We start from the raw sequence: 26,549 nt of genomic DNA on the forward strand, positions 1-26,549 counted from the left end.
GCCTTACAACAATTTGCGCGTGGAGATGGATTCCATTGTGGCATTTGGTATGACCAAAAACTTGTAGGAGTCATTGGCTTACATTATTTAGACTTGGTTAACAAACGCACGTCGATTGGTTATTATTTAGCTGAAGATTTCCAAAAGAAAGGCATCATGACTAGATGCACTAAAGCACTTATTCAATATGTATATGAAGAATATGATATTAATCGAATCGAAATACGAATGTCTACTAAAAATAAGAAAAGTCGAGCTATACCAATAAGACTTGGATTCACACAAGAAGGTATATTGAGAAGTGATGAACGTGTACAAGGGAAATTCTCAAATAGTTATGTGTATAGTTTGCTTAGAGAAGAATATGATGATTAATTCTATTGTAAATACACATTCAAATTTATCTTCAAGACGATTTTATAATTATTTTTTAAGTAATCAATAAACGTATGATATCCACTTATAGATTCATTCCGAACATAATAGAGAATAGAATCATCTCTTTCTATTTTAAGCTTATTGTTTAGTAAACCTATATATAATAAATTAAAAAAACCACTTTCAATTTACGCTCCAGAATAAATTGAAAGTGGTTAAAATTTTTATGTTAGATTAAGAGTAATACAAGCATAGGATAACACAATAAAACCTATTGTAAAGATAGAGTCAATTATAGGTTATAAATTATAATATTACAATATTTAAGTTTTAAAGTGATAATTTAATGAAGTTTTAGCTAATATGTGGACAATTATATTTAATAGATTAATAATGGAAGTGTAGAGAGAAATCAATTTTTTAAGCAACTTAATCTTTCTTTTGATTCTTATTTTTCGTATTGTAATGGTAAATACGCTAATATGTATTTTCTATATCATATATTTGTGAGCGTAATTTACTGAAGAGTTATTAAATGATGCAGTATAAATATTTATTATGGAGGGAAAGCTCTATGGCAAAAATTATTTATCAATCTCCAGGAAGATATGTACAAGGAAAAGGAGTTATCGAATCTATCGCAGATGAAACACAACGTTTAGGTTCACATGCATTAATAATCTCAGATGAAGTTGTTTGGAATATAACTAAAGATCAAATTGATCAAAGTTTTTCAAATAATTCAGAAGTTAATTATGATTACGAAACATTTAAAGGCGAATCTTCAGAAAATGAAATTAATCGTATCGTTGATGAAGCTAAGACAAAAGGCATAGATGTAGTCATTGGTTTAGGTGGTGGAAAGGCACTTGATACAGGTAAAGCAGTAGCCAATGCTTTAAATGCAAGTGTTATCGATTTCGCTTCTACTGCATCAATGGATGCACCTACGGCAGCCGTATCTGTTATTTATGATGATAATGGCGTATTTAGTGGTTATGAATTTTACCCTAAGAATCCTGATACAGTAATGGTGGATTCACAAATTGTTGCGCAAGCGCCTGTACGTTTATTTGCTTCAGGGATGAGTGATGGATTAGCTACTTTAGTTGAGGTAGAATCTACGTTACGTAGACAAGGAAAAAATATGTTTAGTGGAAAACCATCATTAGCTAGCTTAGCGATTGCGCAGAAATGTGAAGAAGTAATTTTTGAATATGGACATAGTGCATATGAAGCAATTAAAAATCATATTGTATCTCCACAAGTTGAAGCAGTGATTGAAGCGAACACATTACTTTCAGGTTTAGGATTTGAAAATGGAGGACTTGCAGCTGCTCATGCAATTCATAATGGTTTTACAGCACTTGAAGGCGATATTCATCATTTAACGCATGGTGAAAAAGTGGCCTATGGTATTTTAGTCCAATTAGTATTGGAAAATGCGCCAACAGAAAAATTTGTAAAATATCAACAATTTTTAAGTAGTATCCATATGCCAACGACTTTAGAAGAACTCCACATTGCCGATAAAAGTTATGAAGATTTGGTTCGCGTAGGTGAGCGTGCTTTAGAACCAAATGATACTTTTGCAAATTTAAGTGATAAGTTAAATGCAGATGACATTGCAGACGCTATTTTAACAGTAAGTGAATTATCTAAAAGTACGTTGAATTCCAAAGGTTAATTTTCGTAAAGAAGATAACTAAGAATAGATAAGTAATTAGAAGGATAAAGATAAAACTTATGTCTTTATCCTTTTTTGAAAGAGTATTTTTATATTTACTAATATGAAAATTCCAAGTTTAAATAAAGAAAATGATGTTGATATTTAATCTTAGATAAACTTACTTTGAATATGCCAAAAGGAGTCGCTTTTTGATGAAAAAATTAATTAAAGAAAAAAATAATATTTTAACAGACATGTTAGAGGGTCTCGCTTTAACGAATGATAATATTGAAATTATTTCAGAAACAGTTGTTGTTAAAAAAAATAAAAAAAATTCAGGAGTTGCCTTGGTATCAGGCGGTGGTAGTGGTCATGAACCAGCACATGCGGGTTATGTAGCTAATGGTATGCTTGATGCGGCAGTATGTGGTGAAGTTTTTACATCTCCGACTCCAGATAAAATTTTAGATGCTATTAAAGCAGTCGATACAGGCGACGGTGTATTATTAATCGTTAAAAATTATGCTGGAGACGTTATGAACTTTGAGATGGCTCAAGAAATGGCACAAATGGAAGATATTAAAGTTGAACGTGTCATTGTGAATGATGATATTGCTGTTTCAGATGTAGAAAAACGTCGTGGCGTGGCTGGTACGGTATTCATTCATAAATATGCAGGTTATTTAGCGGACCAAGGCCTATCTTTAAAAGATATTAAAAACAAAATTGAAGCGTTTATTCCTAAAATTAAAAGTATTGGGATGGCGCTTACTTCACCAATGGTGCCAACAACTGGGAAATATAGTTTCGATATTGATGATAATGAAATGGAAATAGGTATCGGCATTCATGGTGAAAAAGGGTTACACCGTGAAGCGATTCAATCGGTTGATGTTATTATTGAGCGTTTACTAGATGAGTTGTTAAAAGAAGTGAAAGATCAATCATTAATTGTTATGGTAAATGGTATGGGAGGCACGCCTTTATCTGAATTAAGTATTGTGGCGAAGTATTTAAATCAACAATTCCAAGAACATGACATAGCTGCTAAACAATGGTTTGTTGGTGATTATATGACATCACTTGATATGCAAGGTTTCTCCATTACAGTGGTTCCTTATAGTGAAGAAATAGAAAAAGGTCTTTTAGCTCCAACAACAAGTCGTTATTTTTAAATAAAAATAGAGATAATGAGGTGACTTTTCAATGAATGTACAAGACATGAAAACAAGACTACTTAGTTTAGTTGAAACTTTTAAAGAAAAAGAAAGTGAATTAACTGATTTAGATCGTGCCATTGGTGATGGCGACCATGGAGTGAATATGGTCAGAGGATTTGAAGCGTTAGAACAAGGTCTGGATGACACAGATATGAAGTCATTATTTAAATCAACAGGAATGACATTAATGTCTAAAGTGGGCGGTGCCTCAGGTCCTTTATACGGTTTTAGCTTTGTTAAAATGGCAAATGTCGTTAAAGATGATATTGACAAAGAAAATTTAAAAGAGATGATTGCTGCTTTTTCAGAAGCCGTTAAACAACGTGGAAAAGTAGAATTAAATGAAAAAACGATGTATGACGTAATTGAACGTACAAGAGAAGCATTAGATAATGATGAAAACATTGATTTTAACACATTACAATCATATGCTGATGAAACTAAAAACATGATAGCTACGAAAGGACGAGCATCATATTTTAAAGAAGATTCAAAAGGTTATATCGATCCAGGTGCTCAAAGTAGTGTTTACATTTTAAATGCGATGATAGGAGGAGAGGTAGAATGACTTCAATAGTAATTGTGAGTCACAGTTATAAAATTGCTGAAGGTGTCAAAGATTTAAATTTACAAATGACAGATAATGACGTCAATATTATTGATGTTGGTGGCTTAGATGATAAAGGGATTGGCACATCTTTCGATCGTATTCTTTCAGTCATAAATGAATTAGATGATGATGCAATATGTTTTTATGATATAGGGTCTGCTGGGATGAACCTTGATATGGCAATCGAAATGTATGAAGGCTCTCATCGTATTGAAAAAATGGAGGCGCCCGTCGTAGAAGGTAGTTTTATCGCGAGTGTGGCACTTAAATCGAATATGACGATGGATGAAACTATCGCAGAAGTCAAAGAACAATTAAAAAATGATTAAGTGAATATATTATGAGGTCAAAGATGTGTAGAGGTCTTTGTCCTCTTTTTTTATTAATTTAAACTGCAGTGATTGAATGTCAATGTTCATAGTGGTTTTATATAATAAATAAATTATCTTTCAAGTTTTTTGAAATACACATTATAAATGAAAACTAAAATAAAAATTACTATAATATAGCAATAGAAAGGATTAAAAAGATGGCTAGAAAATATAATGCGATTAAATACGTCATTAAGAAAAATAATGACGATCTTGAATTATATGGATTAAGATTGTATGAGTTTAATATAAAGGATGGAAAAGCTATAAATATTAGCCAACCGATTTTTGTGAATAGAGATATTTTAATTGATAAAATACAAGATGGTGAAGCATTTACTCGTGCCTTTAGAGTAAGTCAAAATGATTATTATGCAGGCCAATCGATTGCTCTATCGGTTAATAAGCATGGATATATTAATAATAATTTTGAGGTTTCGCGAGATGTGATTAGAAACGTTGAAGAAAGTATCTTAGATTATAAATAAAGTCATCAGTTATAGAAAAGCGTTAAATTAAAAAGGAAGTATAGTACTCCCTTTTTAATTTAATATATAAGTGACTTATTTTTTTAATAAAATTTTAATTCCTCTGATAATGTTGAGGATATATAATATTAAAGCAATTAAAAAGAACACAATAGCAATGATTAAAGCAATAACAAATATTAATAATTGATGATCGAATGGTTTATCAAAGACCTCTTTTGAAAAAATAAATGCCGCTCTACCTATAAAAAAACTGATCCACGTTATAACATGGTTCCCTAATGCTTTTTTACCATGCTCAGACGTTGGCTCTTCCGCAAGTATCCATACCAATAAAGGTAAAATGATAGGTGCAAAAAAGATACTTAAATAACTCAATGCTGATAAAACATAACTATTGTCATTTTTATGCATTTTACTATTTGTATTTTCCACTTTTTTCACCTTCTTTCTCTTTACTTATTATAAAAACATCAATAATAAAATATTACAACAATTAATAGATAAACTTACAACACTGTAAGTATTGAGAAAAGAAAAATATCGTTTGTATACTTTTTCTAAATAAATAACTAATAAGTTTGTATTTAGGATTTTATATAACTAAAAGTATCAATTGTGTATTTATAAATATTAAAATTAATAAAATATTATATTTGAAAATTACTTGTTTGCTATATAAAGTTTTGATAGCATTAAATAAGTAAGCGTTTTCACTAATTTTATAGGGAGGTGCATAAAATGAATAATTCCTCAATAAAACAATTTATTGAAGCGGGTAATTTAACAATTGGTATTGAATTTGGTTCAACTAGAATTAAAACGGTAGCAATTGATGACAACTGTAAAACATTAGCTACAGGAACGTTTGGATGGGAAAATACATATCAAGACGGATATTGGACATATTCTATGAACGATGCATGGATAGGTCTACAAAAAAGTTATAGTGAAATGACTAAAGTTATAAAAGAACAGTATGGAACTACAGTGAAAAAAATTAAATCATTAGGCATTAGTGGGATGATGCATGGTTATTTAGTATTTGATCAACAAGAAGATTTGCTCGTTCCATTTCGAACTTGGCGTAATAACAATGCTAATCAGGCGGCTAAGATTTTAAGAGAATCATTTCAAGTAAATATTCCAGAAAGATGGAGCATAGCTCAATTATATCAATCAGCTATAAATAATGAGTCTCATGTTGCTAAAGTAGATTACATGACAACACTTGCTGGTTATATTCATTGGTACTTAACAGATGAAAAAGTATTAGGTATAGGCGATGCCTCAGGCATGTTTCCCGTTGATGTAGAAACTAAAGAGTATCGACAAGATATTGCTAAAACATTTAATCAGCTTTTTTCTGAAATGGGATATCATCAAGATATTTTAGAAGTATTACCAAAAGTTGTGGTAGCAGGTGAAAATGCAGGTTATTTAACAGAAACAGGAGCAAAACTTATTGATCCAAATGGTCAATTAGAAGCAGGCTGTCCTATGTGTGCTCCAGAAGCTGATGCTGCAACTGGAATGGTAGCTACAAATAGCGTAGCACCAAAGACTGGTAATATATCTGCAGGAACAAGTATCTTTTCAATGATTGTATTAGACAAATCTTTAAAAAATATTTATCCAGAAGTGGATATTGTCACAACACCAGATGGCTATGAAGTAGCCATGATACATGCGAATAATTGCACATCTGATATTAATGCATGGGTTGATTTATTTGGAGAAGTATTAGAAGTAATGGGTGTCAAATATGAAAAAAGTGAACTTTTTACAAAATTATTCGAAAACGCTTTAAATGGTGATGATAAACTTGGGAAATTACTTTCATATGGATATATATCTGGAGAATTTATTACAGAGGTTCAACAGGGTTACCCTATGTTAGTACGATCGATAGATAGTTCATTCAATTTAGCTAATGTAATGAAGACTCATATATATAGTGCATTTAGTACATTAAAAATTGGTATTGATTTATTAAAAGAAAATGAAGATATTGAAATTCATTCAATATATGGGCACGGAGGTATATTCAAAACCAAAAAAGTTGCTCAAACATTTTTAGCAGCAGCAATGCAAAGTCCTGTTAGTGTTATGCAAACAGCTGGTGAAGGTGGAGCATGGGGGATTGCTGTTTTAGCTAGGTATCTTATAGCAGAAAACGATGTAAATTTATCTAGTTATCTTAATGAAATTGCTTTTAAAGATACTGAGTCCATCAAAATTGAACCAAATGAAAAAGAAATAGAAAGCTTTAATCGTTATATTGAACGTTTTAAAAAAGGTCTTCCTATAGAACGTCTTGCTAATGAACAACTTTAAAGAAATCACAAATAAGCAAAGGGAGAAAGTGGAATTATTGTGACTAATGATTTAACTAAACAAAATCGTCAGCTTTTAGGATTACCTAGAGTATTAATTGGGGTTATGTAGCGGTAGCTATATTTATGACAGGTGATAGATTTGAACAAGCGTTTTTGTCTAAGTATATTATCGATCTTGGATATAGTGATTCACAAGCAGGTAGAGTGATAGCTATATATGGATTAATAGTAGCACTGGCTTCATGGATGTCTGGAGTACTAGCAGAAGTATTTAGTCCACGTCGACTGATGACTTTAGCATTTATAATATGGATTATTTTTCATGTTGGATTTTTAACTTTAGGTTTAGCTCAACAAAATTAAGCAATGATGATAATTATGTATGGTATTCGTGGATTCACACAAGAGGGTATATTGAGAAGTGATGAACGTGTAGAAGGGAAATCCTCAGATAGTTATGTGTATAGTGTGTTGAGAGAAGAATATGAAAATGAATATAAATAACAACACATCCTGATACTTCGTCTTGCTCAAGTACTTTAGTATCAGGATGTTATATATTATATAGGAAAGTGATAAATTTGATCGCTCATTATCAACATATCACTTATATTTAAGATGGTTTGATAGCAAATGCACGGACAGGGAAACCTGGCGCATCTTTCGGTTTGGGACTAATTGCATAAATGACTGCGCCACGCGTAGGCAATTGGTCTAGGTTTGTTAAGAGTTCAAGTTGGAAGGTATCTTGTCCAAGTATATAACGTTCTCCAACAATATCGCCATTTTTAGCTGTATCTACTGATGCATCTGTATCGAATGTTTCATGACCAATCGATTTTACACCGCGTTCTTCAATTAAGAATTTTAAAGCATCTAGTCCCCAACCTGGTAAATGTTGGTTACCATCAGCATCTCTATTTTCGAATTGTTCAATATCTGGCCAACGTTTTGACCAATCTGTACGTAAAGCAACAAAGGTACCTTCTTCAATGCGCCCATTCTCCGCTTCCCACTGTTCTAAATGTTGGCGTGTCACGATAAAGTCATCATTATTTTTTACTTCTTTTGAATAATCTAACACGATAAGTGGTAAGACTAATTCTTTTAAATCAAGATCCTCAAGATAACGTTTATTCTCTACAAAATGTATCGGTGCGTCAATGTGTGTGCCGTATTGTGTAACGATATTCCAACGTTGTACATAAAAGCCATGTTCTTTGACTGTAAATAATGTGGATACTTGGCCTTTTTCAAATTCACTAAATCGTGGAATGTCTGGATCGAAAGTATGGGTTAAATCTACCCACTCTGCTGTTTTTAATTGTTGTAATTGGTCCCACAATGGATAATTTGTCATATGTTTCACCTCGAAAGTCTAATATAAGAATAAAAGAGGGAGAAAACTCAATTTCTCCCTCACATGTTTATCTGTATCTTATGCGACAGGTTTATTTTTTTCTTCACGTTTTTTACGAACAGTATTTACAAGTACTGTTAAGGCATCTTTCACTTCGTCTTCTTTACGTGTTTTTAGACCACAGTCAGGGTTAACCCAGAATAAAGAACGGTCGATTTGTTGTAAAGAACGATCAATTGCTGTTGCAATTTCTTCTTCAGTAGGAATACGTGGACTATGAATATCATATACACCTAATCCAATACCTAAATCATAGTTAATATCTTCAAAGTCTTTGATTAAATCACCATGGCTACGTGATGTTTCAATTGAAATAACATCTGCATCTAAGTCATGAATTGCATGAATGATTTGACCAAATTGAGAATAACACATATGCGTATGAATTTGTGTTTCATCTTGGACTGAAGATGTTGCAAGTTTAAATGAATTTACCGCATCAGCAAGGTATTGTTCATGGTATTCAGAACGTAATGGTAAACCTTCACGTAATGCTGGTTCATCTACTTGAATGACGCTAATACCTGCTTCTTCAAGTGCTAATACTTCTTCGTCAATAGCTAAGGCAATTTGATCTTGAACGACTTTACGAGGAACATCTACACGTTCGAATGACCAGTTTAAGATAGTGACTGGACCAGTTAACATACCTTTAACAGGTTTATCAGTTAAGCTTTGTGCATAAACAGTTTCTTTAACTGTTAAAGGTGCAGTCCATTTTACATCTCCATAAATGACTGGTGGTTTTACAGCACGTGAACCATAAGATTGAACCCATCCAAATTTTGTGACTAAGAAACCTTGAAGTTTTTCACCGAAGAATTCAACCATGTCATTACGTTCGAATTCACCGTGTACAAGTACATCTAAGCCAATCTCTTCTTGGATTTTAATCCAACGTGCGATTTCATTTTCTAAGAAGTTGTTATATTCTTCGTCTGAAATTCGATTATTTTTCCAGTCTGCACGGTATTTACGTACTTCTCTTGTTTGAGGGAATGAGCCGATCGTTGTTGTTGGTAAATCTGGTAAATGTAAACGAGCGTCTTGTGCTTTTTTACGGTCTTTAAAATCAGATTTACGACTGGTTGGTACGCTATCAAAATCATATTCAAGGTTTTTGAATGATTGACTTTGGAATCGTTCATAGCGTGCTTTTAACTCATCATATTTTTTATTATCATTATTATTAAATAATCGACGTAATGCATCTAACTCATCTAATTTTTCAGTAGCAAAGCTTAAGCCTTCTTCAATTGATGTATCTAATGTTTCATCATCTAATGATACCGGAACGTGTAATAATGAAGAGGAAGGTTGAATTACAATTGCTTTAGTATAAGGTTGTAAAGTTTCGATTAATTCTTTTTTCGCTTCAATATCTGCAGCCCAAACATTACGACCGTCAATAATACCAGCATATAATGTTTTAGATTTATCGAAATCTCCTGCTTTAATTTGTTCTAAGTTATAACCGTGATCATGAACAAAATCTAAACCAAGACCAGCCACTGGTAAACGGCTTAAGAATTTTACATTAACACGTTCAAAATAGGTTTGTATGACTAATTTTTCTCCTAAACCAGCATCAGCAAAGTAGTCATAAGCCTCTTTAGTAATATTTTCATAATTTTCACTTTCATCTGTTACAAGAACAGGTTCATCGACTTGAATGTATTCAGCACCTGCATCTACTAAAGATTGTAATACTTCTTTATATAGTGGAAGTAATGTTTGAACTTTTTCTTCAAAAGATTGATTACCACCTTTAGAAAGTTTCACAAAAGTGATTGGACCAACAATGACAGGATGTGCATTTACATTAATTGATTTAGCATAGTTAAAACGGTCTAATAATACATTGCGATTCACCTTAGGTTCAACATTATCCCATTCAGGAACAATATAGTGATAGTTTGTGTTAAACCATTTAATTAATGCACTTGCAACATGTTCTTTATTACCACGTGCAATATCAAACAATAAATCATCATCTACTATACGTCCTTGGAAACGTTCAGGAATAATGTTGAAAAGTAATGATGTATCAAGAATATGGTCATATAATGAGAAATCACCAACAGGTACACTGTCTAAATTATAATTCTTTTGAAGTAATAAATTTTCTTTATGTAAGTCTGTTAATGTTTGATCTAATTCAGTTTTATCGATTTTTTTAGCCCAATAGCTTTCGATTGCTTTTTTCCATTCTCTTTTTCTACCTAATCTTGGGAATCCTAAGTTTGAAGTTTTAATTGTTGTCATGATATTGCCTCCTTGTTTTGGGTAATTGCTTTAGAATATGCTGCGAGCTCTAATGAATAATCAATACGTTGGAAAGGTGTAATGAGATATAAACCATTAAAGTATTCATGTACCGTATCGATTAATTCTTTAGACAGTCTCAAACTTAATTCTTTTGTTTTTTCTTTATCATCTTTTACTGCTTTAAATTGATTTAATACATCTTCTGACATTTTAATTCCAGGCACTTCGTTATGTAAGAAAAGTGCGTTATTGTAGCTTGCAATAGGCATGATACCGATAAAAAGTGGGGTATCAAGATGTTTAGTTGCTTCATATACCTCTTTGATTTTTTCTTTACTATATACAGGTTGGGTAATAAAGTAACTCATACCTGCCGCTACTTTTTTCTCAAGACGTTTAACTGCTCCGTCTAATTTACGAACGTTTGGATCGAACGCTCCGGCGATGTTAAAGTTGGTATGTTTCTTCAGCGCATCACCATCAACATTAATACCTTGATTAAATCGTAGTGCAAGTTCTGTTAGGCCTTTTGAGTTAACATCATACACATTTGTTGCGCCTGGTAGATGACCTACTTTTGAAGGGTCTCCTGTAATAGCTAAAATTTCACTCACACCGATGAGTGAAAGGCCAAGTAGATGAGATTGTAAACCAATTAGATTCCGATCTCGACATGTGATATGAACAAGAGGTTCAATCTCGTATCGTTGTTTGATTAAACTTGCAGCAGCAATGTTGCTGACTCTTACAGTAGCGAGAGAGTTATCTGCGAGTGTTACTGCATCAATATTTGCTTCATCTAGCTTACCTATATTCTCAAAGAACAATTCTGTATCGAGATGTTTTGGAGTGTCTAATTCAACAATCACAGTAGGTCTTTGTTTTACTTTTGATGTTAAATTTTGTTTTAATGTACGTTTTGCATTTGTATTAATTGTTCGATGAATTGGAATAACTTTTTTAGTTTTAATTGGTTTTAAATGTTTTACAGATTCTTTAATGTAAGAGATATGTTCCGGTGTAGTACCACAACAACCACCAATTAAACGAACGCCTTCGTTAATTAATTCTTGTGCAACATCACCAAAATATTTAGCATTGTTACTATATTTAAATTCACTATTTTCAATATCGAGTAGACTCGCATTAGGATAACATGAGAGATAGGCATGTTCTGGTAGTTCGATATGTGAAAATGAGCGTTGCATGTGATGTGGGCCATGGTGACAATTTAAGCCCACCACATTTGCGCCACATTCAATGAGATGTTTTAACGCCTCGTTAATTTCTGTACCGTCAACGAGATAATTCGTATTGGAAGCGGTCAGTTGTGCGATAATTGGAATATCGTACTTTTGACGTGTCGCTGTTATCACACTCGTTAATTCATCTAAATCGTAGTAGGTTTCAAATAGTAAACCATCTACACCTTCTTCAATTAAAGTATCAATTTGATTGTCTGTATGATATTGAATAGTAGAAAGCGATAAGTCTTCTTGTTTTATTCCTCTGAAGCCACCCACCGTTCCTAAGATAAATGTCTCTTTATTGGCTGCGCGTTTTGCAATTTGTACAGCGGCTTTATGAATTTCTTTTACTTTATGCTCTAAGCCAAATACTTTTAATTTTTCAAAGTTAGCGCCATACGTATTTGTCTGAATGACATCAGCTCCTGCTTCTATATATGAACGATGAATACGTTCAACTTTATTGGGATGTGTAAGATTATATGCTTCAGGACAAGTATCTAGGCCCTCGGAATAGAGGATTGTTCCCATTGCGCCATCAGCTACTAAAACGTTGTTCTTCAAATGGTTCAATAATCGACTCATTAAATGCCTCCTTCAATGCGTAGTCAATATCAGCTATGAGTTCTTCAGGTTGTTCAAGACCTACGCTTAGACGGAATAGACCAAATGTAATGCCACGTTCGTTTCTCACTTCTTCTGGAACAGCTGCATGAGACATTGTGGCTGGATGTGAGAGAATCGTTTCTACTCCTCCTAAACTTACAGATACAAGTGGTAAAGTTAGCGCATCTACAAATGCTTGAGCTTTTGTTTCATCTTTTAGACGAAAGCCAATGACTGCACCGCCACTTTTAGCTTGTGATAAATGTAAATTACTATTTCCCGGATAATACACTTCAGCAACTTCATCTCTTTGACTTAGAAAGTCTACAAGCTTTTCAGCATTCGATGTAGATTGTCTAAAACGAACAGGTAATGTTTTTAAATGTTTGGCTAAAGTCCAACTATCATGTGCAGATAGGGCAGTTCCTGTTCCATTTTGGAGTAGATAAAGTGCCTCAGCGACGTCTTTGCGATTTGTAATAGCAGCGCCAGCAATAATATCACTATGTCCACCTAAGAATTTTGTTGCAGAATGAACCACTATATCAGCACCAAGTGAAAGTGGAGATTGACCTAATGGAGTCATAAATGTATTATCTACTGCTAAAAGTAGATCATGCTTTTTAGCGATATGAGCAACTGCTTTAATATCAGTGATTTTAAAGCATGGGTTCGATGGTGTTTCTATATAAATTAATTTTGTATTAGGTTGAATGGCTTGTTCAATTTCTTCAGGATGAGTCGCATTTACCGTCGTAAATTTAATATTAAAACGATTTAAAATACGTTCAGTTAGTCTAAATGTTCCGCCATACACATCATCTGGTAAAATGACATGATCTTCAGCTTGTAATGTGAGTAATACGGCTGATATTGCTGCAATACCTGAAGCATAAGCAAATCCATATTGGCCGCCTTCAAGTTTAGCTAATTTTTCTTCTAATAATTGACGATTAGGATTACCACTTCTGGCATAATCAAATTTTGCGTTACCACCAAGTACTTTTTGATGGAAAGTTGAAGAATCATATAATGGTGGGTTTGCTGAATCGTAATCTACACCTCTATGTTCATCAAATATCACTTCTGTTTCTTTAGATAAGCTCATGAAATCACTCCTACTTTAGAATTTTCTAATGCTTGAATAATATCTGCTTCAACATCCTTATAATCTTCAATACCAATGGATAAGCGAATTAAATGTTCATCAATACCGCGTTTGTCTTTTTCATCATCTGGCATGTCGACGTGTGTTTGTGTATATGGGAAAGTAATAAAGGTTTCAGTTCCTCCTAAACTTTCTGCAAAAATACAAATTTCTAAATTTTCTAAAAATTTAGCTACGCTATAAGCCTTATTAAGACGTAAACTTAGCATACCTGTTTTTCCACTATAGAGTACTTCATCAATAGAATCGGATGTTTCACAACGTTTTGCGAGACGACGTGCATTGTCTTGAGATCGTTCTATTCTGAGATGTAGTGTTTTCAAACCTCTTTGAAGTAAGTAACAATCAAGTGGAGACAATGTGGCGCCAATCATATTGTGAAATTGACCTAATTGTTCAGCAAGTGTGTCATCTTTAACTGTCACTACACCTGCAAGTACATCATTATGACCACCTATATACTTTGTAGCTGAGTGTAAAACAATGTCAGCACCTTGTTCTAAAGGTGTTGATAAGTATGGAGTTAAAAACGTGTTGTCGATAATGGTTAATAGATGATGTTTTTTACTTAGAACATAATATGGTTCTACATCAATTTGAATCATTTGAGGATTCGAAATTGGTTCGATAAAGAGTGCTTTCGTGTGTTTATTTATACTATTTTCGACTTCTTCATAATTTAAAAAATCAACGTATTTAAAATGAATACCATATTGTTGTTCATAATAATCAAATAATCTAAATGTTCCTCCATATAAATCAAAAGCTACTAAAATTTCATCACCAGGTTTAAATAAGTTACAAATAAGTTGAACTGCTGCCATACCACTTGAAGTTGCAAATGAAGCTGTACCACCTTCTAATTTGGCAAATGCTTCTTCAAATGAAGAGCGCGTTGGATTTTTCGTTCGTGTGTAATCATATCCTGTAGACTGACCTAGGTGAGGATGTTGATATGCCGTCGATAAGTAAATTGGATTAGCAATTGCGCCAGTCAAATCCTTTGTTAATGAAATTTGTGCTAATTGAGTATCTTTCATTTCAAATCCTCCTATCATTTTCTAAATAAAAAAAGCTTCCGTCCTTTAAACCCGATATGTATCGGATGTAAAGGACGAAAGCTTGTTTCGTGGTACCACCTTTGTTTGCTACTTTATTGCTAAAGTAACCTCAAACAGTACGCCATCATGTTTTAGGAGTACTTGAAAAAGTGACACACATTATCGTAAAATATCAGATATATCTGTAATAAAAAAACTCATTTAACTTTTAATGATAAATGAGTATTAACGATAATTTAGTGACGTCGGTGATTCCAGTACGCCATTAAACAATAAATGTTAATACTGTATCGCTATAACGGGCGAACCCGTTGATACCTCATATTGGCATCAACACTCAAAGGCCATTTTCAAACTTTCTTTCAATGTCTCTTCTCAGCTTACAAGACTCTCTGTATCTGCAGTGTAAGTTTTACTTTCCTTATTACCGTGTGTAATTTGTGTTTTTTTAAGTTAATTCATAGCTTACAGACATAAATTACATTTGTCAACAACTTTTCTGAAAATTATGATTAAATAATAAATTCAGAAAGCGGTTGAATGATTGATATATATACTTTCTACCTAGTAAAATTTTTCTTAAAAAAGTTTATAAGACTTGTAGATATAACACGCTTTTTTTAAAATTAAGTAATGACTTTAAAGATAAGGGAGGACTATGAGTGGACCATATTGAAGATCAACGTATTCAATTAAATAATGATGAACACGTACAACATATTAAAATTTCAAGTATTAAAGTTAATCCCTATCAACCTAGAAAAACATTTGATGAGGAGAAACTTCAAGATTTAGCAGATTCTATAACAACTCATGGTATACTTCAACCTATTGTTTTAAGAAAAACGATCAATGGATATTATATCGTTGTAGGAGAACGACGTTTTCGAGCTTCTAAATTAGCTGGGTTAGAGGAAGTTCCTGCAATTGTAAAATCCCTTTCTGATTCTGACATGATGGAATTAGCCATTATAGAAAACTTACAAAGAGAAGATTTGAATGCAATTGAAGAAGCTGAAAGTTATCAACGATTAATGAACGATCTTGGTCTGACACAACAAAAAGTTGCTGAAAGGTTAGGAAAATCACGTCCTTACATTGCTAATATGCTAAGATTACTAAATTTACCCTCTGATATTGCTAAGCTTGTAAGAGAGCATCGCATGTCAGGTGCCCATGGACGTACTTTACTTGCATTAAAAGATGTAAATACGATGAAACGTATAGGTAAACAAGCAATCAAAGAGGGGTGGAGTGTACGTTATTTAGAGAAAGTTGTTTCTGAAATTCAAGACGGTGGGCAGTCTAAAAAAGAAAAATTAAATACTCCAAGTAAACCCAAATTCATACAGAAACAAGAACGTGCGCTTAAGGAAAAATTTGGAACTCATATAGATATATCTGTATCTAAAAATGTTGGGAAAATTGTGTTTGAGTTTAAATCCGAGGCTGAGTTTAGACGTATTATAGATAAACTTAATAAATAGTATCCTATTAATAAAATAAAAAAGAAAATGATAAATCAAAAGACTGATACAATTTTAGAAGAATTTTTGTATAATAAATAAATTGGAATACAAATTTAATGTGGACTAAATGGAAAAGGAGGGGGCTATATGAATCAGTTGAAGAACGTGTTAACATCGCTATTTCAACCATTAACAGAACCCGAAGTATATACAAATTTAGCAACTAAATTAGCAATGGTTATTATTTATATTTTAGTAGGCTTAATTGTAATTGGAATTATTAATAAAGCGATAGAAGAAGCATTTAAATTTCAAAATAAAAGTAATAGAGGAAATAAAAAACGCTCTAAAACGCTCGTGTCCCTTATCAAAAATGTTGTAAGATACATTGTGTGGTTTATCGTGCTCACAACAGTATTAAGTAAATTTGGAATTAGCGTAAACGGAATTATCGCCAGCGCCGGTGTTGTAGGTATCGCTGTTGGTTTTGGAGCCCAGACTATAGTCAAAGATATTATTACTGGATTTTTCATTATTTTTGAAAATCAGTTTGATGTAGGTGATTATGTTAAAATTAATAGCGGTGGTACTACAGTTGCTGAAGGAACAGTAAAATCTATAGGATTGAGATCAACGCGTATTAATACCATCACTGGGGAGTTAACTATTTTACCAAATGGTAGTATGGGTGAGATTACTAACTATTCTATTACTAATGGTACGTCAATTGTAGAAATTCCAGTCTCAGTTGATGAAAATTTAGATAAAGTTGAAAAGAAATTAAATAAATTATTTACAGCAATGCGTAGTAAATACTACTTATTCATTACTGATCCAGTTGTTTTAGGAATTGATGGGTTAGATGAAACAAAAGTTATCATAAGAATATCAGCAGAAACTATTCCTGGAGAAGGTGCTTCAGGTTCTAGAATTTTACGCAAAGAAATTCAAAAAATGTTTGTACAAGAAGGTATTAAATTGCCACAACCCATGTACGTAAGAAATACCGATAAACAAGACGCTTAATAAATGTTGGGGGTAATGTTGTGACACCAAAATATGGTATAAATGATATAGTAGAAATGAAAAAACAACATGCTTGTGGAACAAATCGATTTAAAATTATTCGCATGGGTGCAGATATACGAATTAAATGTGAAAATTGTCAAAGAAGTATTATGATTCCACGACAAGTGTTTGATAAAAAAATAAAAAAAATATTAGTATCTCATCAAGATACAGAAAGTTAGGAGAATGATTCATGGCTTTAACAGCAGGTATCGTAGGTTTGCCTAATGTTGGTAAATCTACTCTATTTAATGCAATTACAAAAGCAGGTGCGCTCGCTGCGAACTATCCCTTCGCTACGATTGACCCGAATGTCGGGATTGTAGAAGTACCAGATACACGTTTGAATAAATTAACAGAAATGGTAGAACCTAAGAAAACGATTCCTACCACTTTCGAATTCACAGATATTGCAGGTATTGTTAAAGGTGCTTCAAAAGGTGAAGGTTTAGGAAATAAATTCTTATCACATATTCGTGAAGTAGACGCTATTTGTCAGGTAGTACGTGCTTTCGATGATGAAAATGTGACACACGTCGCTGGCCGTGTAAATCCATTAGATGATATTGAAGTCATTAATATGGAACTTGTTTTAGCTGATTTAGAATCAGTAGAGAAACGTTTGCCTCGAATTGAAAAAATGGCACGTCAAAAAGATAAAACAGCCGAAATGGAGTTCCGCATTTTATCTAGAATAAAAGAAGCGTTAGAAGAAGGAAATCCAGTTCGTAGTTTAGATTTTAACGAAGAAGATCAAAAATATGTAAATCAAGCTCAATTATTAACATCTAAAAAAATGTTATATATTGCAAACGTTGGCGAAGATGAAATTGGTGACGATGAAAATGATAAAGTGAAAACCATTCGTGAGTACGCAGCAAAAGAAGATTCTGAAGTTATCGTCATTAGCGCAAAAATCGAGGAAGAAATTGCAACACTTGATGATGAAGATAAAGAAATGTTTTTAGAAGACTTAGGTATTGAAGAACCAGGCCTCGATCGTCTTATCAGAACAACATATGATTTGTTAGGATTATCTACTTACTTTACAGCAGGTGTTCAAGAAGTACGTGCTTGGACATTTAGACAAGGGATGACGGCACCACAATGTGCAGGTATCATTCATACAGACTTCGAACGTGGTTTCATTCGTGCCGAAGTAACAAGTTATGACGACTATGTTGAGCATGGTGGTGAGCAAGGTGCGAAAGAAGCAGGTAAACAACGTTTAGAAGGTAAAGATTATATTATGCAAGACGGAGATATTGTTCACTTCCGATTTAATGTATAGGAATATAAAAAAGCGCGACATCTATTTATTATAGACGTCGCGCTTTAGTTATATCATTATGGTTATATCTTAAAAAAACGGTATAACTTTACTTGCTTTAACAATATCTTTGGTGCTAAAAAACTGTTTACCTTCTCCAGTATAAGCTGGCTCAAGAATCATATTGGCTTTTGCACAGTATAGCCACTCTGGAGTGATACCGCAATTTAAGATTTCTTGAAACTCTTGAAAATCTTTATTCCAATCTAAATCTAATTGCATAGTTACACCTCAAGGACATTATAGAATATCAGTTCTCTTTTGAAAAGATATGTTTAAAGTTTGAATATAAATTTATAGGCCAATACGATAAATCTTATCCACTTTCAGACAAAATATTTCAAATAATATTTATTGTAAAAAGTAATCACCTATGCTATAATTCTTGATTGTGAGTAATGAAAATTATTCCTTGCCTATGGATAGGATTCGATAGGCCGCATAGACCACAAGGAGGTGCAATTATAAAATGAGAACATATGAAATTATGTATGTCGTACGTCCTAACATTGAAGAAGATGCTAAAAAAGCAGTTGTTGAACGCTTTAACGGTATCTTAGCTTCAGAAGGATCAGAAGTTTTAGAAGAAAAAGACTGGGGTAAACGCCGTCTTGCTTACGAAATTGAAGATTTCAAAGAAGGCTTCTACTTCATCGTACGCATTAAAACAGATAATAACAAAGCTACAGACGAATTCCAACGTTTAGCTAAAATCAATGACGATATTATCCGTTATATCGTTATCCGTGAAGACCAAGATAAGTAATAATTAAATGGGGGCGTTGAAATGATAAATCGAGTTGTATTAGTAGGTCGTTTAACTAAGGATCCAGAATACAGAAGTACTCCCTCAGGCGTAAGTGTAGCGACATTTACTCTAGCAGTTAATCGTACTTTCACGAATGCTCAAGGGGAACGCGAAGCTGACTTTATTAACGTTGTTGTATTTAGAAGACAAGCAGAAAACGTAAATAACTATCTTTCAAAAGGTAGTTTAGCTGGCGTTGATGGTCGCATACAATCACGCAGTTATGAAAATCAAGAAGGTCGTCGTATATTTGTCACTGAAGTTGTAGCGGATAGTGTTCAATTCCTTGAACCTAAAAATGCACAAGGTGGACAACGTCATCAAGGAAATAATGATTTCCAAGATTATGGCCAAGGATTTGGTGGTTCACAATCAGGACAAAATACATCTTATAATAATAACAATCGTGCATCAAACAATAATCAATCAGATAACCCATTTGCAAATGCGAATGGTCCAATTGATATTAGTGATGATGACTTACCATTCTAACGAAAGAATGAGATTAAAAATATAAAAGGAGGTAATTAACCATGGCAGGTGGACCAAGAAGAGGCGGACGTCGTCGTAAAAAAGTATGCTATTTCACAGCAAATGGTATTACACATATTGATTATAAAGACACTGAATTATTAAAACGTTTTATCTCAGAACGCGGTAAAATTTTACCACGTCGTGTAACTGGTACTTCAGCTAAATATCAACGTATGTTGACTACAGCTATTAAACGTGCTCGTCATATGGCTTTATTACCATATGTTAAAGACGAAAACTAATATATAATTAGGGTTAAACCCCGTAAGCTCAAGGCTTGCGGGGTTATTTTTATGTCGAGTAATAAAAAATGAGCAGATTATACATATTAAGTTGATTTTAAAATGTATTGGGTAATATCTTTAAGGGATGCAATATAAAATGTTATCATTAAAAGAGATATACATAAGGAGTTTTGATGATAATGAGAGGAAAATATTTATTAGCAGGTATTGTTGCATCTACTTTACTTTTGGGTGCTTGTGATTTAAATATTCATTTACCAGGCGGAAATAATGATAGTTCAGAGGATAAACAAAAAACTGAGAAGAGTGATAATAATAACAAAACGCCTAATAGTTCAAATAAAAATAATAATACTAATAATGAGAAGAATATAGATTCATCAGATACACAACAAAATGATAATGATGAAAATACTAATTATAATCAAACTGAAGATATTCAACCAAATGATAATAATAGTATTCAGTCATCCGAACAGAATACTCAAAACCAATCTGAAAACGGAATCAATGGAAATAATGAAACGACTACAAATGAAAGTCATTCAACTAGTGACAATCAATCAAACGATTCTTCGAATAAAGAACTTACACCTCAGCAAGCAGAGGATGTTGTCTATGATTGGTATAAAAATCAAGGATTTGGACATCGTTTAAGAAATGAATTTAATTACAATCCTAGTAAAAGTACTGACGATATGTATTATATAGATTATGCAGCAAGTGACGCTTATGGTACTGGTACACCTTATGTAGCTATTGTAGATAAACATACAGGTAGTATTGTTGATAATTATAATAATATGACAGATGAAGAAAAAGCTAAAAGAAAACAAATGAATGAAAGTAAATTAGAACAAAGTAACCGACAACGAAATAATGATGTACAAAATAATGAAACAAAGAATAATAATGAAACGCAACATACATCATCTAATGAAGAAAATCAAAATAGCGCGCAATCTGAAACTCAAAATGATGTCCAGACATCGAATCAATCCGAGAACAATCATTCAACTTCAACAGACGCTTCTACACAAACTAAAGAAGAACCCACAACTTCTCAAATGGATCGTAATGAACAAGCACAACCAAATCATCAAAGTACAAATACCGAAGAATAAAAACAAAGGAACAAGACATTATATTCAACATGAATATGTTTTGTTCCTTTAAAGTTGTTTATAGTCGAATATCAACATCATCAAATTGTTGTTGATATTCTTTATATTTACTTTCAACTAGAACTTGATAAGATGTATTGAAATAATCTGCCAGAATCATTGCATCTTTGAACTTTGGTTCATGTTGATGATTTTCCCATTCGTATAATTGATGTGGTTCGTAATGTGTGCCATACTTTTTGTTTAGGATTTCAGTTAATTCATTAATTTCAAGATGTCTTTTTTTTCTTAAGTTATACAGTGCATGTGAACTCATAATACATAACCTCCTAAGTATCAATTTTGTATATAAACAAAATTTTATTATATGAAAATTTATTAAGTATTTTATATATTTTATTATAATATGCTTGTTCATAATGTTTAGCAAGTATTTTATATAAAAATAGTTGCTATTTTTAGGAGCCTTATATTTTTAATCATTAATTGAATAAATACTAATAAAATATGTGGGTGTTATTATTTAGTTGTTTTTGTTATAAAAAATAAATTATTTTAATAATGATGTTTATAAAATTGAAATAGGTGGTATGAATAAGAAGTAAATAAAATAAAACTATAAGGAGTAATCTAACTATGGGCTTTATTATTATGATAATAGTTGGTGGATTAATCGGTTGGATTGCTGGCATGATCATGGGTAAAGATATCCCTGGTGGTATCTTAGGTAATATCATTGCTGGTTTAATCGGTTCATTCATCGGAAGTAAATTGTTAGGTACTTGGGGTCCTGTTTGGGGCGGAGTACCAATCTTCCCAGCATTAATCGGTGCAATTATTCTTATTTTTATTGTTTCTTTAATTTTAAAAGCAATCAAAAAATAAGTATAGTATTTAAAGAGGACTACGTTATGTAGTGCTCTTTTTTTATTTATTAAACTAAAAAAAGAGGATGACGTCGGGTTAAGACGTCATCCAGGAGTATTATGTTCATGAATATAAAAGACTTGTAGTTATTAAATAACTACAAGTTAATAGTATCATGCAATATAAATATTGACAATCATAAAAACTTATATTATTTAAAAATATATAATTTGTATTATTAGTAGACTTCATTCAATTATTATTTAATATAATAAATTGAAATAGGAGGTAAAACATGAATTTATATCTTATTCGACATGGTGAATCACAGTCTAATTACGATAATAAGTACAATCGAGCATATTATTGTGGTCAGTTAGACGTTCCTTTAACTGAAAGGGGCATTGAAAGTGCAAAAAACTTAAAGACGTATTTTTATAATATAAAAATTGATGATGTGTATGTATCTGATTTAACAAGAACAAAAGAAACATATCAATATATCTTCCCTTACGATATCCCAACTACAGTTACCTCATTATTACGTGAACGTTCATTGGGTCTATTTGAAGGTCAATTTAAGGATAAACTTATGAAAAATAATAAGTATCATCGCTATTTTCATGATTCAAATTATAAAGATTTTCGACATAGCTTTATTCAAAAAGCGCCTGAGGGGGAAAGTTATAATGATGTTTATCATAGAGTGAAACAGTTTTTCGAAACGATCCATATTCAAGATAATCACACGATAGTCATTATTGCACATCAAGTTGTGATACGTTGTATTATGGTTTACTTTGGCTATATAAATAAAGAAGAAGCATTAACTAAAGTAATTGAAAATTGTAAGCCATATCTTATTGAGTTATAAAAAAATCTGAGACATCATTCATCGTCTCAGATTTTTTATATATTAGACGTCACCATTAATGGATTGAATAACATATTCAAACGGATACTACCTATTCTATTTATCAAAAACGTCTGTTTTGATATCTTTCTTATTTAAGAAAGATTTGATTTTATTTTGTTGGTTTCCATTTACATCTCCAGCATAATGAGTAGGAACATCTACAACGTTAATTGTATTTTGAGGTTGGTAATTCAGTTGTTCGATACTTTCATCAACATTTGCAATTGTACTATTCAAAGCATGAAAGTATTTAATAATACGATTTACATGATCTTTATAGCCGTCTGGCAATGTGTTATTTTCAACATATTTTTTAAAGTGTAAGTCATTTTTAACAGCAATATTAGATAAATTACTAAGTTTTGTAGCTTGTTTATCAGTGATTTTTGTTTGTCCTGAACTTTGACGGTCGATTTGACTTTGCATTATATATTTATTATCTAAAATATCACTATTAACATCTAGATATTTTTTGATTGCTTGGTTCATTTCATCTTCAGTAAGCTTTTGATGTGATTTATTTGATGTAAAAATATCATTTTCAGTTAAGTTTTTAGCATGTTTCGGTGCATTAACACCGTTACTTTGATTATGATTGTCTTCATTATTATCATTATTAGGTGCACAAGCACTTAATATTAATAACAATGCTAAAAAACTACTAATAATCATACTCTTTTTCATAGATTTCAATAATCTCCTTTATTAGTAAACGTTTCTATTTAAGCATAATAATAGAGTATCATTTATAGAAACAGAATTGAATGTTTAAGACCTAAAATTAATATAAATCTATGAACAAATTGTGGCAATATCAGTAAAAAAATAAATTAAAAAAGCAGAGCCATTAATAAAATGACTCTGCTTAAAATGAAGATATTTGATAGGTTAAGTTCTAAGTCTTACTTTCATGTAGAAAGTTAAACTGTAAATTAATTTCTAATAATATAATCAAATGCACTCAATGCTGCGTTAGCACCTGAACCCATTGATATAATGATTTGTTTATATTTTTGGTCAGTAACGTCACCAGCAGCAAAAATACCAGGAACGTTTGTGTTATTTTCACGATCCACAACGACTTCTCCACGGTTATTTAACTCTACTGCGTCACCAATCCATTTTGTATTTGGCACAAGGCCAATTTGTACAAAGATACCATCTAAGCTTAATTCTTTCATTTCACCAGATGACATATCTTCATAGCTTAAACCAGTAACATGATCTTCACCTAGAACTTCAGCAGTTCTAGCATTTGTGTGAATATCAACATTAGGGAAAGAACGTAAACGTTCTTGTAACACTGTATCCGCTTTTAGTTCTGGAGCGAATTCAAATAGTGTCACATGTTTAACTATTCCTGCTAAATCGATAGCTGCTTCAACACCAGAGTTACCACCACCGATAACTGCAACGTTTTTATTTTCAAATAAAGGTCCGTCACAGTGAGGGCAGAAAGCAACACCTTTATTGATTAAGCGATCTTCACCAGGAATGTTTAATTTACGCCAGCTTGCACCAGTCGAAATAATAGCAGTTTTACTTTCAAGAACTGCATCATTTTCTAAAGTTACTCGGATAGCTTTATCAGTTTTTTCAATTTTAGTTGCACGAATACCAGTCATAGCATCAATATCATACTCTTCGATATGTGCAGCTAAATTAGAAGAGAATTCTGATCCAGTGGTTTGTTTAACAGTAATAAAGTTTTCAATACCAGCTGTATCGTTAACTTGACCACCAATTCTATCTGCAACAATACCAGTGCGTAAACCTTTACGCGCAGTATAAATTGCAGCACTACCACTTGCTGGCCCACCACCGATGATTAATACATCGTATGGATCTTTATCTTCGTATTCTGAAGCATCTTGTGTACTGCCAAGTTTAGATAAAATATCAGAAATTGTCATACGACCATTACCGAATTCTTCACCATCTAAAAATACAGCAGGGACTGCCATGATATCCTTAGATTCTTCACGGAATACAGCACCATCAATCATTGTATGAGTGATATTTGGATTAATTACACTCATTAAGTTTAATGCTTGAACTACATCTGGACATTTTTGACAAGTTAAACTTACATAAGTTTCAAAATTGTAGTTACCTTCAAGACCTTTAATTTGATCAATGATTGATTGTTTTTCTTTAGGCGCACGACCACTTACTTGTAAAATGGCAAGCACAAGTGAATTAAACTCATGACCTAAAGGAATACCAGCAAATGTGATACCAGTATCTTCTTCAGGTTTACTTACTTGAAAACTTGGTGTGCGTTTTAATTCTTTTTCAACGATTGTAATATAATCTGTCATCTCAGCGATTTCATCTAATAAATCTTTTAATTCTTTAGATTTATCATCAGAGCCGATACTTGCTCTAAATTCTACATCGCCTTCCATAAGTTGTAATAATTGTTGTAATTGTTGTTTTAAATCAGCATTAAGCATACTTAAATGCCTCCTTAAATTTTACCTACTAAGTCTAATCCTGGTTGTAATGATTCAGAACCTTCTTCCCATTTTGCTGGGCAAACTTCACCTGGATGTTGACGTACGTATTGTGCGGCTTTGATTTTATTTACTAATGTACTTGCATCACGGCCAATACCATCTGCATTAATTTCTGCTGCTTGAACTACACCATCAGGGTCAACGATAAATGTACCACGTTGTGCCAAACCTGCTTCTTCATCTAATACATCGAAGTTACGAGTGATGATTTGAGAAGGGTCACCAATCATAGTGTATTGGATTTTGCTGATTGCGTCTGAATGATCGTGCCAAGCTTTGTGTACGAAATGAGTATCAGTTGAAACTGAGAATACATTAACACCTAAATCTTGTAATTGGCTATATTGGTTTTGTAAATCTTCTAATTCAGTTGGACATACGAAAGAGAAGTCAGCTGGATAGAAGCAAACAACGCTCCAAGAACCTTTTAAATCATCTTGGCTTACTTCTTTGAATTCATCATTTTTAGGATCATATGCTTGAGCTGTGAAAGGTAAGATTTCTTTATTAATTAAAGACATAACTTAAATTCCTCCTGATTTATCGAATATTAATTAGAACTACATAATAATTATTGCTTATTTATAATAATTCTAATCTCTTGATTAATATTATTACATGTAGATTTTATTTCGTCAACATAATATACTTAAAAGTAAGAAAAACATTATAAAGCACTGATATAATAAGGTTTATATAAAAAATATTAACTTTTTTAAGATATTGTGAGGTTTATTTTTCCTAATTAAAAAATGTAAATTGTAAATACAAATACATCTTTTCGCTTAAATCTATTCTCAACTAAAGGAAAGTATTTGATAATG

At 32.3% G+C, this 26,549-nt stretch carries 28 protein-coding genes, 2 pseudogenes and 1 other annotated feature; of the genes and pseudogenes, 19 read left to right on the forward strand and 11 right to left on the reverse strand.

Going from position 1 to position 26,549, the window contains the following annotated elements; all coding sequences use genetic code 11:
• The 6 genes from HMPREF2578_RS08295 to HMPREF2578_RS08320 all read left to right on the forward strand — a co-directional run.
• The coding region (locus HMPREF2578_RS08295) for a GNAT family N-acetyltransferase (RefSeq protein WP_070492145.1) at positions 1 to 375 on the forward strand (375 nt) is incomplete at its 5' end.
• A 577-nt stretch (positions 376 to 952) separates the two neighbouring features.
• Positions 953 to 2,065: a glycerol dehydrogenase gene (locus HMPREF2578_RS08300; protein ID WP_017175656.1), complete on the forward strand. Its 1,113-nt coding sequence runs from the start codon at positions 953 to 955 to the stop codon at positions 2,063 to 2,065.
• A gap of 194 nt (positions 2,066 to 2,259) precedes the next feature.
• The gene (gene dhaK / locus HMPREF2578_RS08305; protein WP_017175657.1) at positions 2,260 to 3,222 is read left to right on the forward strand and encodes a dihydroxyacetone kinase subunit DhaK; all 963 of its coding nucleotides are present in this window, start codon (positions 2,260 to 2,262) and stop codon (positions 3,220 to 3,222) included.
• Positions 3,223 to 3,253: 31 nt separating this feature from the next.
• Complete coding sequence (dhaL, locus tag HMPREF2578_RS08310; protein WP_017175658.1) at positions 3,254 to 3,835, forward strand: dihydroxyacetone kinase subunit DhaL; 582 nt, start codon at positions 3,254 to 3,256, stop codon at positions 3,833 to 3,835.
• Complete coding sequence (dhaM, locus tag HMPREF2578_RS08315; protein ID WP_017175659.1) at positions 3,832 to 4,206, forward strand: dihydroxyacetone kinase phosphoryl donor subunit DhaM; 375 nt, start codon at positions 3,832 to 3,834, stop codon at positions 4,204 to 4,206. The genes dhaL and dhaM overlap by 4 nt, the downstream gene beginning before the upstream one ends.
• A gap of 200 nt (positions 4,207 to 4,406) precedes the next feature.
• Positions 4,407 to 4,736 (forward strand): hypothetical protein, encoded by a 330-nt coding sequence (locus tag HMPREF2578_RS08320; protein ID WP_017175660.1) that lies wholly within the window; start codon positions 4,407 to 4,409, stop codon positions 4,734 to 4,736.
• A 75-nt stretch (positions 4,737 to 4,811) separates the two neighbouring features.
• Here the strand turns inward: HMPREF2578_RS08320 and HMPREF2578_RS08325 are convergent, their stop codons facing one another.
• On the reverse strand, positions 4,812 to 5,171 hold the full coding sequence (locus HMPREF2578_RS08325) for a magnetosome magnetite crystal formation protein family (RefSeq protein ID WP_029376801.1): 360 nt from the start codon (positions 5,169 to 5,171) through the stop codon (positions 4,812 to 4,814).
• Between the two features lie 306 nt (positions 5,172 to 5,477).
• On the opposite strand from HMPREF2578_RS08325, the gene HMPREF2578_RS08330 reads away from it, so the two are divergent.
• From HMPREF2578_RS08330 to HMPREF2578_RS11240, 3 genes and pseudogenes are all read left to right on the forward strand, one after another.
• Positions 5,478 to 7,073: a xylulokinase gene (locus HMPREF2578_RS08330; RefSeq protein ID WP_017175662.1), complete on the forward strand. Its 1,596-nt coding sequence runs from the start codon at positions 5,478 to 5,480 to the stop codon at positions 7,071 to 7,073.
• Positions 7,074 to 7,112: 39 nt separating this feature from the next.
• Positions 7,113 to 7,435 (forward strand): annotated as a pseudogene (locus HMPREF2578_RS08335) (MFS transporter); the annotation flags it as partial.
• Positions 7,436 to 7,468: 33 nt separating this feature from the next.
• Positions 7,469 to 7,579, forward strand: a pseudogene (locus tag HMPREF2578_RS11240) (RimJ/RimL family protein N-acetyltransferase); the annotation flags it as partial.
• 109 nt (positions 7,580 to 7,688) lie between these two features.
• Here HMPREF2578_RS11240 and HMPREF2578_RS08340 read toward each other — a convergent pair.
• The 5 genes from HMPREF2578_RS08340 to HMPREF2578_RS08360 all read right to left on the reverse strand — a co-directional run bounded on the left by HMPREF2578_RS08340 (position 7,689) and on the right by HMPREF2578_RS08360 (position 14,824).
• Complete coding sequence (locus tag HMPREF2578_RS08340; protein WP_017175665.1) at positions 7,689 to 8,435, reverse strand: cyclase family protein; 747 nt, start codon at positions 8,433 to 8,435, stop codon at positions 7,689 to 7,691.
• A 78-nt stretch (positions 8,436 to 8,513) separates the two neighbouring features.
• Positions 8,514 to 10,760: a 5-methyltetrahydropteroyltriglutamate--homocysteine S-methyltransferase gene (gene metE, locus HMPREF2578_RS08345; RefSeq protein ID WP_017175666.1), complete on the reverse strand. Its 2,247-nt coding sequence runs from the start codon at positions 10,758 to 10,760 to the stop codon at positions 8,514 to 8,516.
• Positions 10,757 to 12,595 carry a bifunctional homocysteine S-methyltransferase/methylenetetrahydrofolate reductase gene (locus tag HMPREF2578_RS08350; protein WP_002454538.1) on the reverse strand — a complete coding sequence of 613 codons (1,839 nt, stop codon included), beginning with the start codon at positions 12,593 to 12,595 and terminating at the stop codon, positions 10,757 to 10,759. The genes metE and HMPREF2578_RS08350 overlap by 4 nt, the downstream gene beginning before the upstream one ends.
• Positions 12,549 to 13,724, reverse strand: coding sequence for a cystathionine beta-lyase MetC (gene metC, locus HMPREF2578_RS08355; RefSeq protein ID WP_017175667.1), 1,176 nt, complete (start codon positions 13,722 to 13,724; stop codon positions 12,549 to 12,551). The genes HMPREF2578_RS08350 and metC overlap by 47 nt, the downstream gene beginning before the upstream one ends.
• A complete protein-coding gene (locus tag HMPREF2578_RS08360; protein ID WP_017175668.1) occupies positions 13,721 to 14,824 on the reverse strand; it encodes a PLP-dependent transferase in 1,104 nt (367 codons plus the stop codon). Before HMPREF2578_RS08360 ends, metC begins: the two co-directional genes overlap by 4 nt.
• A 67-nt stretch (positions 14,825 to 14,891) precedes the next feature.
• Positions 14,892 to 15,282, reverse strand: a binding site (T-box leader).
• Between the two features lie 225 nt (positions 15,283 to 15,507).
• On the opposite strand from HMPREF2578_RS08360, the gene HMPREF2578_RS08365 reads away from it, so the two are divergent.
• From HMPREF2578_RS08365 to ychF, 4 genes are all read left to right on the forward strand, one after another.
• Positions 15,508 to 16,332, forward strand: a complete 825-nt coding sequence (locus HMPREF2578_RS08365) for a ParB/RepB/Spo0J family partition protein (RefSeq protein WP_017175669.1) — start codon at positions 15,508 to 15,510, stop codon at positions 16,330 to 16,332.
• A 129-nt stretch (positions 16,333 to 16,461) separates the two neighbouring features.
• Entirely contained in the window at positions 16,462 to 17,340 is an 879-nt protein-coding gene (locus tag HMPREF2578_RS08370) for a mechanosensitive ion channel family protein (RefSeq protein ID WP_017175670.1), read from the forward strand.
• Positions 17,341 to 17,360: 20 nt separating this feature from the next.
• Positions 17,361 to 17,564: a DUF951 domain-containing protein gene (locus tag HMPREF2578_RS08375; protein ID WP_002448008.1), complete on the forward strand. Its 204-nt coding sequence runs from the start codon at positions 17,361 to 17,363 to the stop codon at positions 17,562 to 17,564.
• An 11-nt stretch (positions 17,565 to 17,575) separates the two neighbouring features.
• Entirely contained in the window at positions 17,576 to 18,673 is a 1,098-nt protein-coding gene (ychF, locus tag HMPREF2578_RS08380) for a redox-regulated ATPase YchF (RefSeq protein WP_019834710.1), read from the forward strand.
• Between the two features lie 69 nt (positions 18,674 to 18,742).
• Here the strand turns inward: ychF and HMPREF2578_RS08385 are convergent, their stop codons facing one another.
• Complete coding sequence (locus HMPREF2578_RS08385) at positions 18,743 to 18,934, reverse strand: hypothetical protein (RefSeq protein ID WP_017175672.1); 192 nt, start codon at positions 18,932 to 18,934, stop codon at positions 18,743 to 18,745.
• A gap of 247 nt (positions 18,935 to 19,181) precedes the next feature.
• Here HMPREF2578_RS08385 and rpsF point away from each other — a divergent pair, with 247 nt between their 5' ends.
• From rpsF to HMPREF2578_RS08405, 4 genes are all read left to right on the forward strand, one after another.
• Positions 19,182 to 19,478, forward strand: coding sequence for a 30S ribosomal protein S6 (gene rpsF, locus HMPREF2578_RS08390; protein ID WP_017175673.1), 297 nt, complete (start codon positions 19,182 to 19,184; stop codon positions 19,476 to 19,478).
• Positions 19,479 to 19,499: 21 nt separating this feature from the next.
• The gene (gene ssb, locus HMPREF2578_RS08395; protein ID WP_017175674.1) at positions 19,500 to 20,012 is read left to right on the forward strand and encodes a single-stranded DNA-binding protein; all 513 of its coding nucleotides are present in this window, start codon (positions 19,500 to 19,502) and stop codon (positions 20,010 to 20,012) included.
• A gap of 41 nt (positions 20,013 to 20,053) precedes the next feature.
• Entirely contained in the window at positions 20,054 to 20,296 is a 243-nt protein-coding gene (gene rpsR, locus HMPREF2578_RS08400; protein WP_002447994.1) for a 30S ribosomal protein S18, read from the forward strand.
• A gap of 182 nt (positions 20,297 to 20,478) precedes the next feature.
• Positions 20,479 to 21,423 carry a hypothetical protein gene (locus HMPREF2578_RS08405; protein ID WP_017175675.1) on the forward strand — a complete coding sequence of 315 codons (945 nt, stop codon included), beginning with the start codon at positions 20,479 to 20,481 and terminating at the stop codon, positions 21,421 to 21,423.
• 58 nt (positions 21,424 to 21,481) lie between these two features.
• Here HMPREF2578_RS08405 and HMPREF2578_RS08410 read toward each other — a convergent pair whose 3' ends face one another.
• Positions 21,482 to 21,739 carry a helix-turn-helix domain-containing protein gene (locus HMPREF2578_RS08410; protein WP_017175676.1) on the reverse strand — a complete coding sequence of 86 codons (258 nt, stop codon included), beginning with the start codon at positions 21,737 to 21,739 and terminating at the stop codon, positions 21,482 to 21,484.
• A 320-nt stretch (positions 21,740 to 22,059) separates the two neighbouring features.
• Between HMPREF2578_RS08410 and HMPREF2578_RS08415 the strand changes: the two genes are divergently transcribed.
• A complete protein-coding gene (locus HMPREF2578_RS08415) occupies positions 22,060 to 22,308 on the forward strand; it encodes a GlsB/YeaQ/YmgE family stress response membrane protein (RefSeq protein WP_002447983.1) in 249 nt (82 codons plus the stop codon).
• Positions 22,309 to 22,585: 277 nt separating this feature from the next.
• The gene (locus HMPREF2578_RS08420; protein ID WP_017175677.1) at positions 22,586 to 23,164 is read left to right on the forward strand and encodes a histidine phosphatase family protein; all 579 of its coding nucleotides are present in this window, start codon (positions 22,586 to 22,588) and stop codon (positions 23,162 to 23,164) included.
• A gap of 96 nt (positions 23,165 to 23,260) precedes the next feature.
• On the opposite strand, the gene HMPREF2578_RS08425 is transcribed toward HMPREF2578_RS08420, so the two are convergent.
• The 3 genes from HMPREF2578_RS08425 to ahpC all read right to left on the reverse strand — a co-directional run bounded on the left by HMPREF2578_RS08425 (position 23,261) and on the right by ahpC (position 26,246).
• Complete coding sequence (locus HMPREF2578_RS08425; protein ID WP_017175678.1) at positions 23,261 to 23,890, reverse strand: NDxxF motif lipoprotein; 630 nt, start codon at positions 23,888 to 23,890, stop codon at positions 23,261 to 23,263.
• Between the two features lie 248 nt (positions 23,891 to 24,138).
• Positions 24,139 to 25,662: an alkyl hydroperoxide reductase subunit F gene (gene ahpF / locus HMPREF2578_RS08430; RefSeq protein ID WP_017175679.1), complete on the reverse strand. Its 1,524-nt coding sequence runs from the start codon at positions 25,660 to 25,662 to the stop codon at positions 24,139 to 24,141.
• Positions 25,663 to 25,676: 14 nt separating this feature from the next.
• Entirely contained in the window at positions 25,677 to 26,246 is a 570-nt protein-coding gene (gene ahpC, locus HMPREF2578_RS08435) for an alkyl hydroperoxide reductase subunit C (protein WP_002447989.1), read from the reverse strand.
• Between the last annotated feature and the right edge of the window lie 303 nt (positions 26,247 to 26,549).

It is taken from the genome of Staphylococcus sp. HMSC072H03 (genome assembly GCF_001809305.1).
GTDB classification, from domain to species: domain Bacteria; phylum Bacillota; class Bacilli; order Staphylococcales; family Staphylococcaceae; genus Staphylococcus; species Staphylococcus hominis.

What these genes read in the sequence shown, in the direction of transcription:
- HMPREF2578_RS08300 (WP_017175656.1), top strand. Translation starts at nt 953, where the DNA reads ATGGCAAAAATTATTTATCAATCTCCAGGAAGATATGTACAAGGAAAA.
- dhaK (WP_017175657.1), top strand. Translation starts at nt 2,260, where the DNA reads ATGAAAAAATTAATTAAAGAAAAAAATAATATTTTAACAGACATGTTA.
- dhaL (WP_017175658.1), top strand. Translation starts at nt 3,254, where the DNA reads ATGAATGTACAAGACATGAAAACAAGACTACTTAGTTTAGTTGAAACT.
- dhaM (WP_017175659.1), top strand. Translation starts at nt 3,832, where the DNA reads ATGACTTCAATAGTAATTGTGAGTCACAGTTATAAAATTGCTGAAGGT.
- HMPREF2578_RS08320 (WP_017175660.1), top strand. Translation starts at nt 4,407, where the DNA reads ATGGCTAGAAAATATAATGCGATTAAATACGTCATTAAGAAAAATAAT.
- HMPREF2578_RS08330 (WP_017175662.1), top strand. Translation starts at nt 5,478, where the DNA reads ATGAATAATTCCTCAATAAAACAATTTATTGAAGCGGGTAATTTAACA.
- HMPREF2578_RS08340 (WP_017175665.1), bottom strand. Translation starts at nt 8,435, where the DNA reads ATGACAAATTATCCATTGTGGGACCAATTACAACAATTAAAAACAGCA.
- metE (WP_017175666.1), bottom strand. Translation starts at nt 10,760, where the DNA reads ATGACAACAATTAAAACTTCAAACTTAGGATTCCCAAGATTAGGTAGA.
- HMPREF2578_RS08350 (WP_002454538.1), bottom strand. Translation starts at nt 12,595, where the DNA reads ATGAGTCGATTATTGAACCATTTGAAGAACAACGTTTTAGTAGCTGAT.
- metC (WP_017175667.1), bottom strand. Translation starts at nt 13,724, where the DNA reads ATGAGCTTATCTAAAGAAACAGAAGTGATATTTGATGAACATAGAGGT.
- HMPREF2578_RS08360 (WP_017175668.1), bottom strand. Translation starts at nt 14,824, where the DNA reads ATGAAAGATACTCAATTAGCACAAATTTCATTAACAAAGGATTTGACT.
- HMPREF2578_RS08370 (WP_017175670.1), top strand. Translation starts at nt 16,462, where the DNA reads ATGAATCAGTTGAAGAACGTGTTAACATCGCTATTTCAACCATTAACA.
- ychF (WP_019834710.1), top strand. Translation starts at nt 17,576, where the DNA reads ATGGCTTTAACAGCAGGTATCGTAGGTTTGCCTAATGTTGGTAAATCT.
- HMPREF2578_RS08385 (WP_017175672.1), bottom strand. Translation starts at nt 18,934, where the DNA reads ATGCAATTAGATTTAGATTGGAATAAAGATTTTCAAGAGTTTCAAGAA.
- rpsF (WP_017175673.1), top strand. Translation starts at nt 19,182, where the DNA reads ATGAGAACATATGAAATTATGTATGTCGTACGTCCTAACATTGAAGAA.
- ssb (WP_017175674.1), top strand. Translation starts at nt 19,500, where the DNA reads ATGATAAATCGAGTTGTATTAGTAGGTCGTTTAACTAAGGATCCAGAA.
- rpsR (WP_002447994.1), top strand. Translation starts at nt 20,054, where the DNA reads ATGGCAGGTGGACCAAGAAGAGGCGGACGTCGTCGTAAAAAAGTATGC.
- HMPREF2578_RS08405 (WP_017175675.1), top strand. Translation starts at nt 20,479, where the DNA reads ATGAGAGGAAAATATTTATTAGCAGGTATTGTTGCATCTACTTTACTT.
- HMPREF2578_RS08410 (WP_017175676.1), bottom strand. Translation starts at nt 21,739, where the DNA reads ATGAGTTCACATGCACTGTATAACTTAAGAAAAAAAAGACATCTTGAA.
- HMPREF2578_RS08415 (WP_002447983.1), top strand. Translation starts at nt 22,060, where the DNA reads ATGGGCTTTATTATTATGATAATAGTTGGTGGATTAATCGGTTGGATT.
- HMPREF2578_RS08420 (WP_017175677.1), top strand. Translation starts at nt 22,586, where the DNA reads ATGAATTTATATCTTATTCGACATGGTGAATCACAGTCTAATTACGAT.
- HMPREF2578_RS08425 (WP_017175678.1), bottom strand. Translation starts at nt 23,890, where the DNA reads ATGAAAAAGAGTATGATTATTAGTAGTTTTTTAGCATTGTTATTAATA.
- ahpF (WP_017175679.1), bottom strand. Translation starts at nt 25,662, where the DNA reads ATGCTTAATGCTGATTTAAAACAACAATTACAACAATTATTACAACTT.
- ahpC (WP_002447989.1), bottom strand. Translation starts at nt 26,246, where the DNA reads ATGTCTTTAATTAATAAAGAAATCTTACCTTTCACAGCTCAAGCATAT.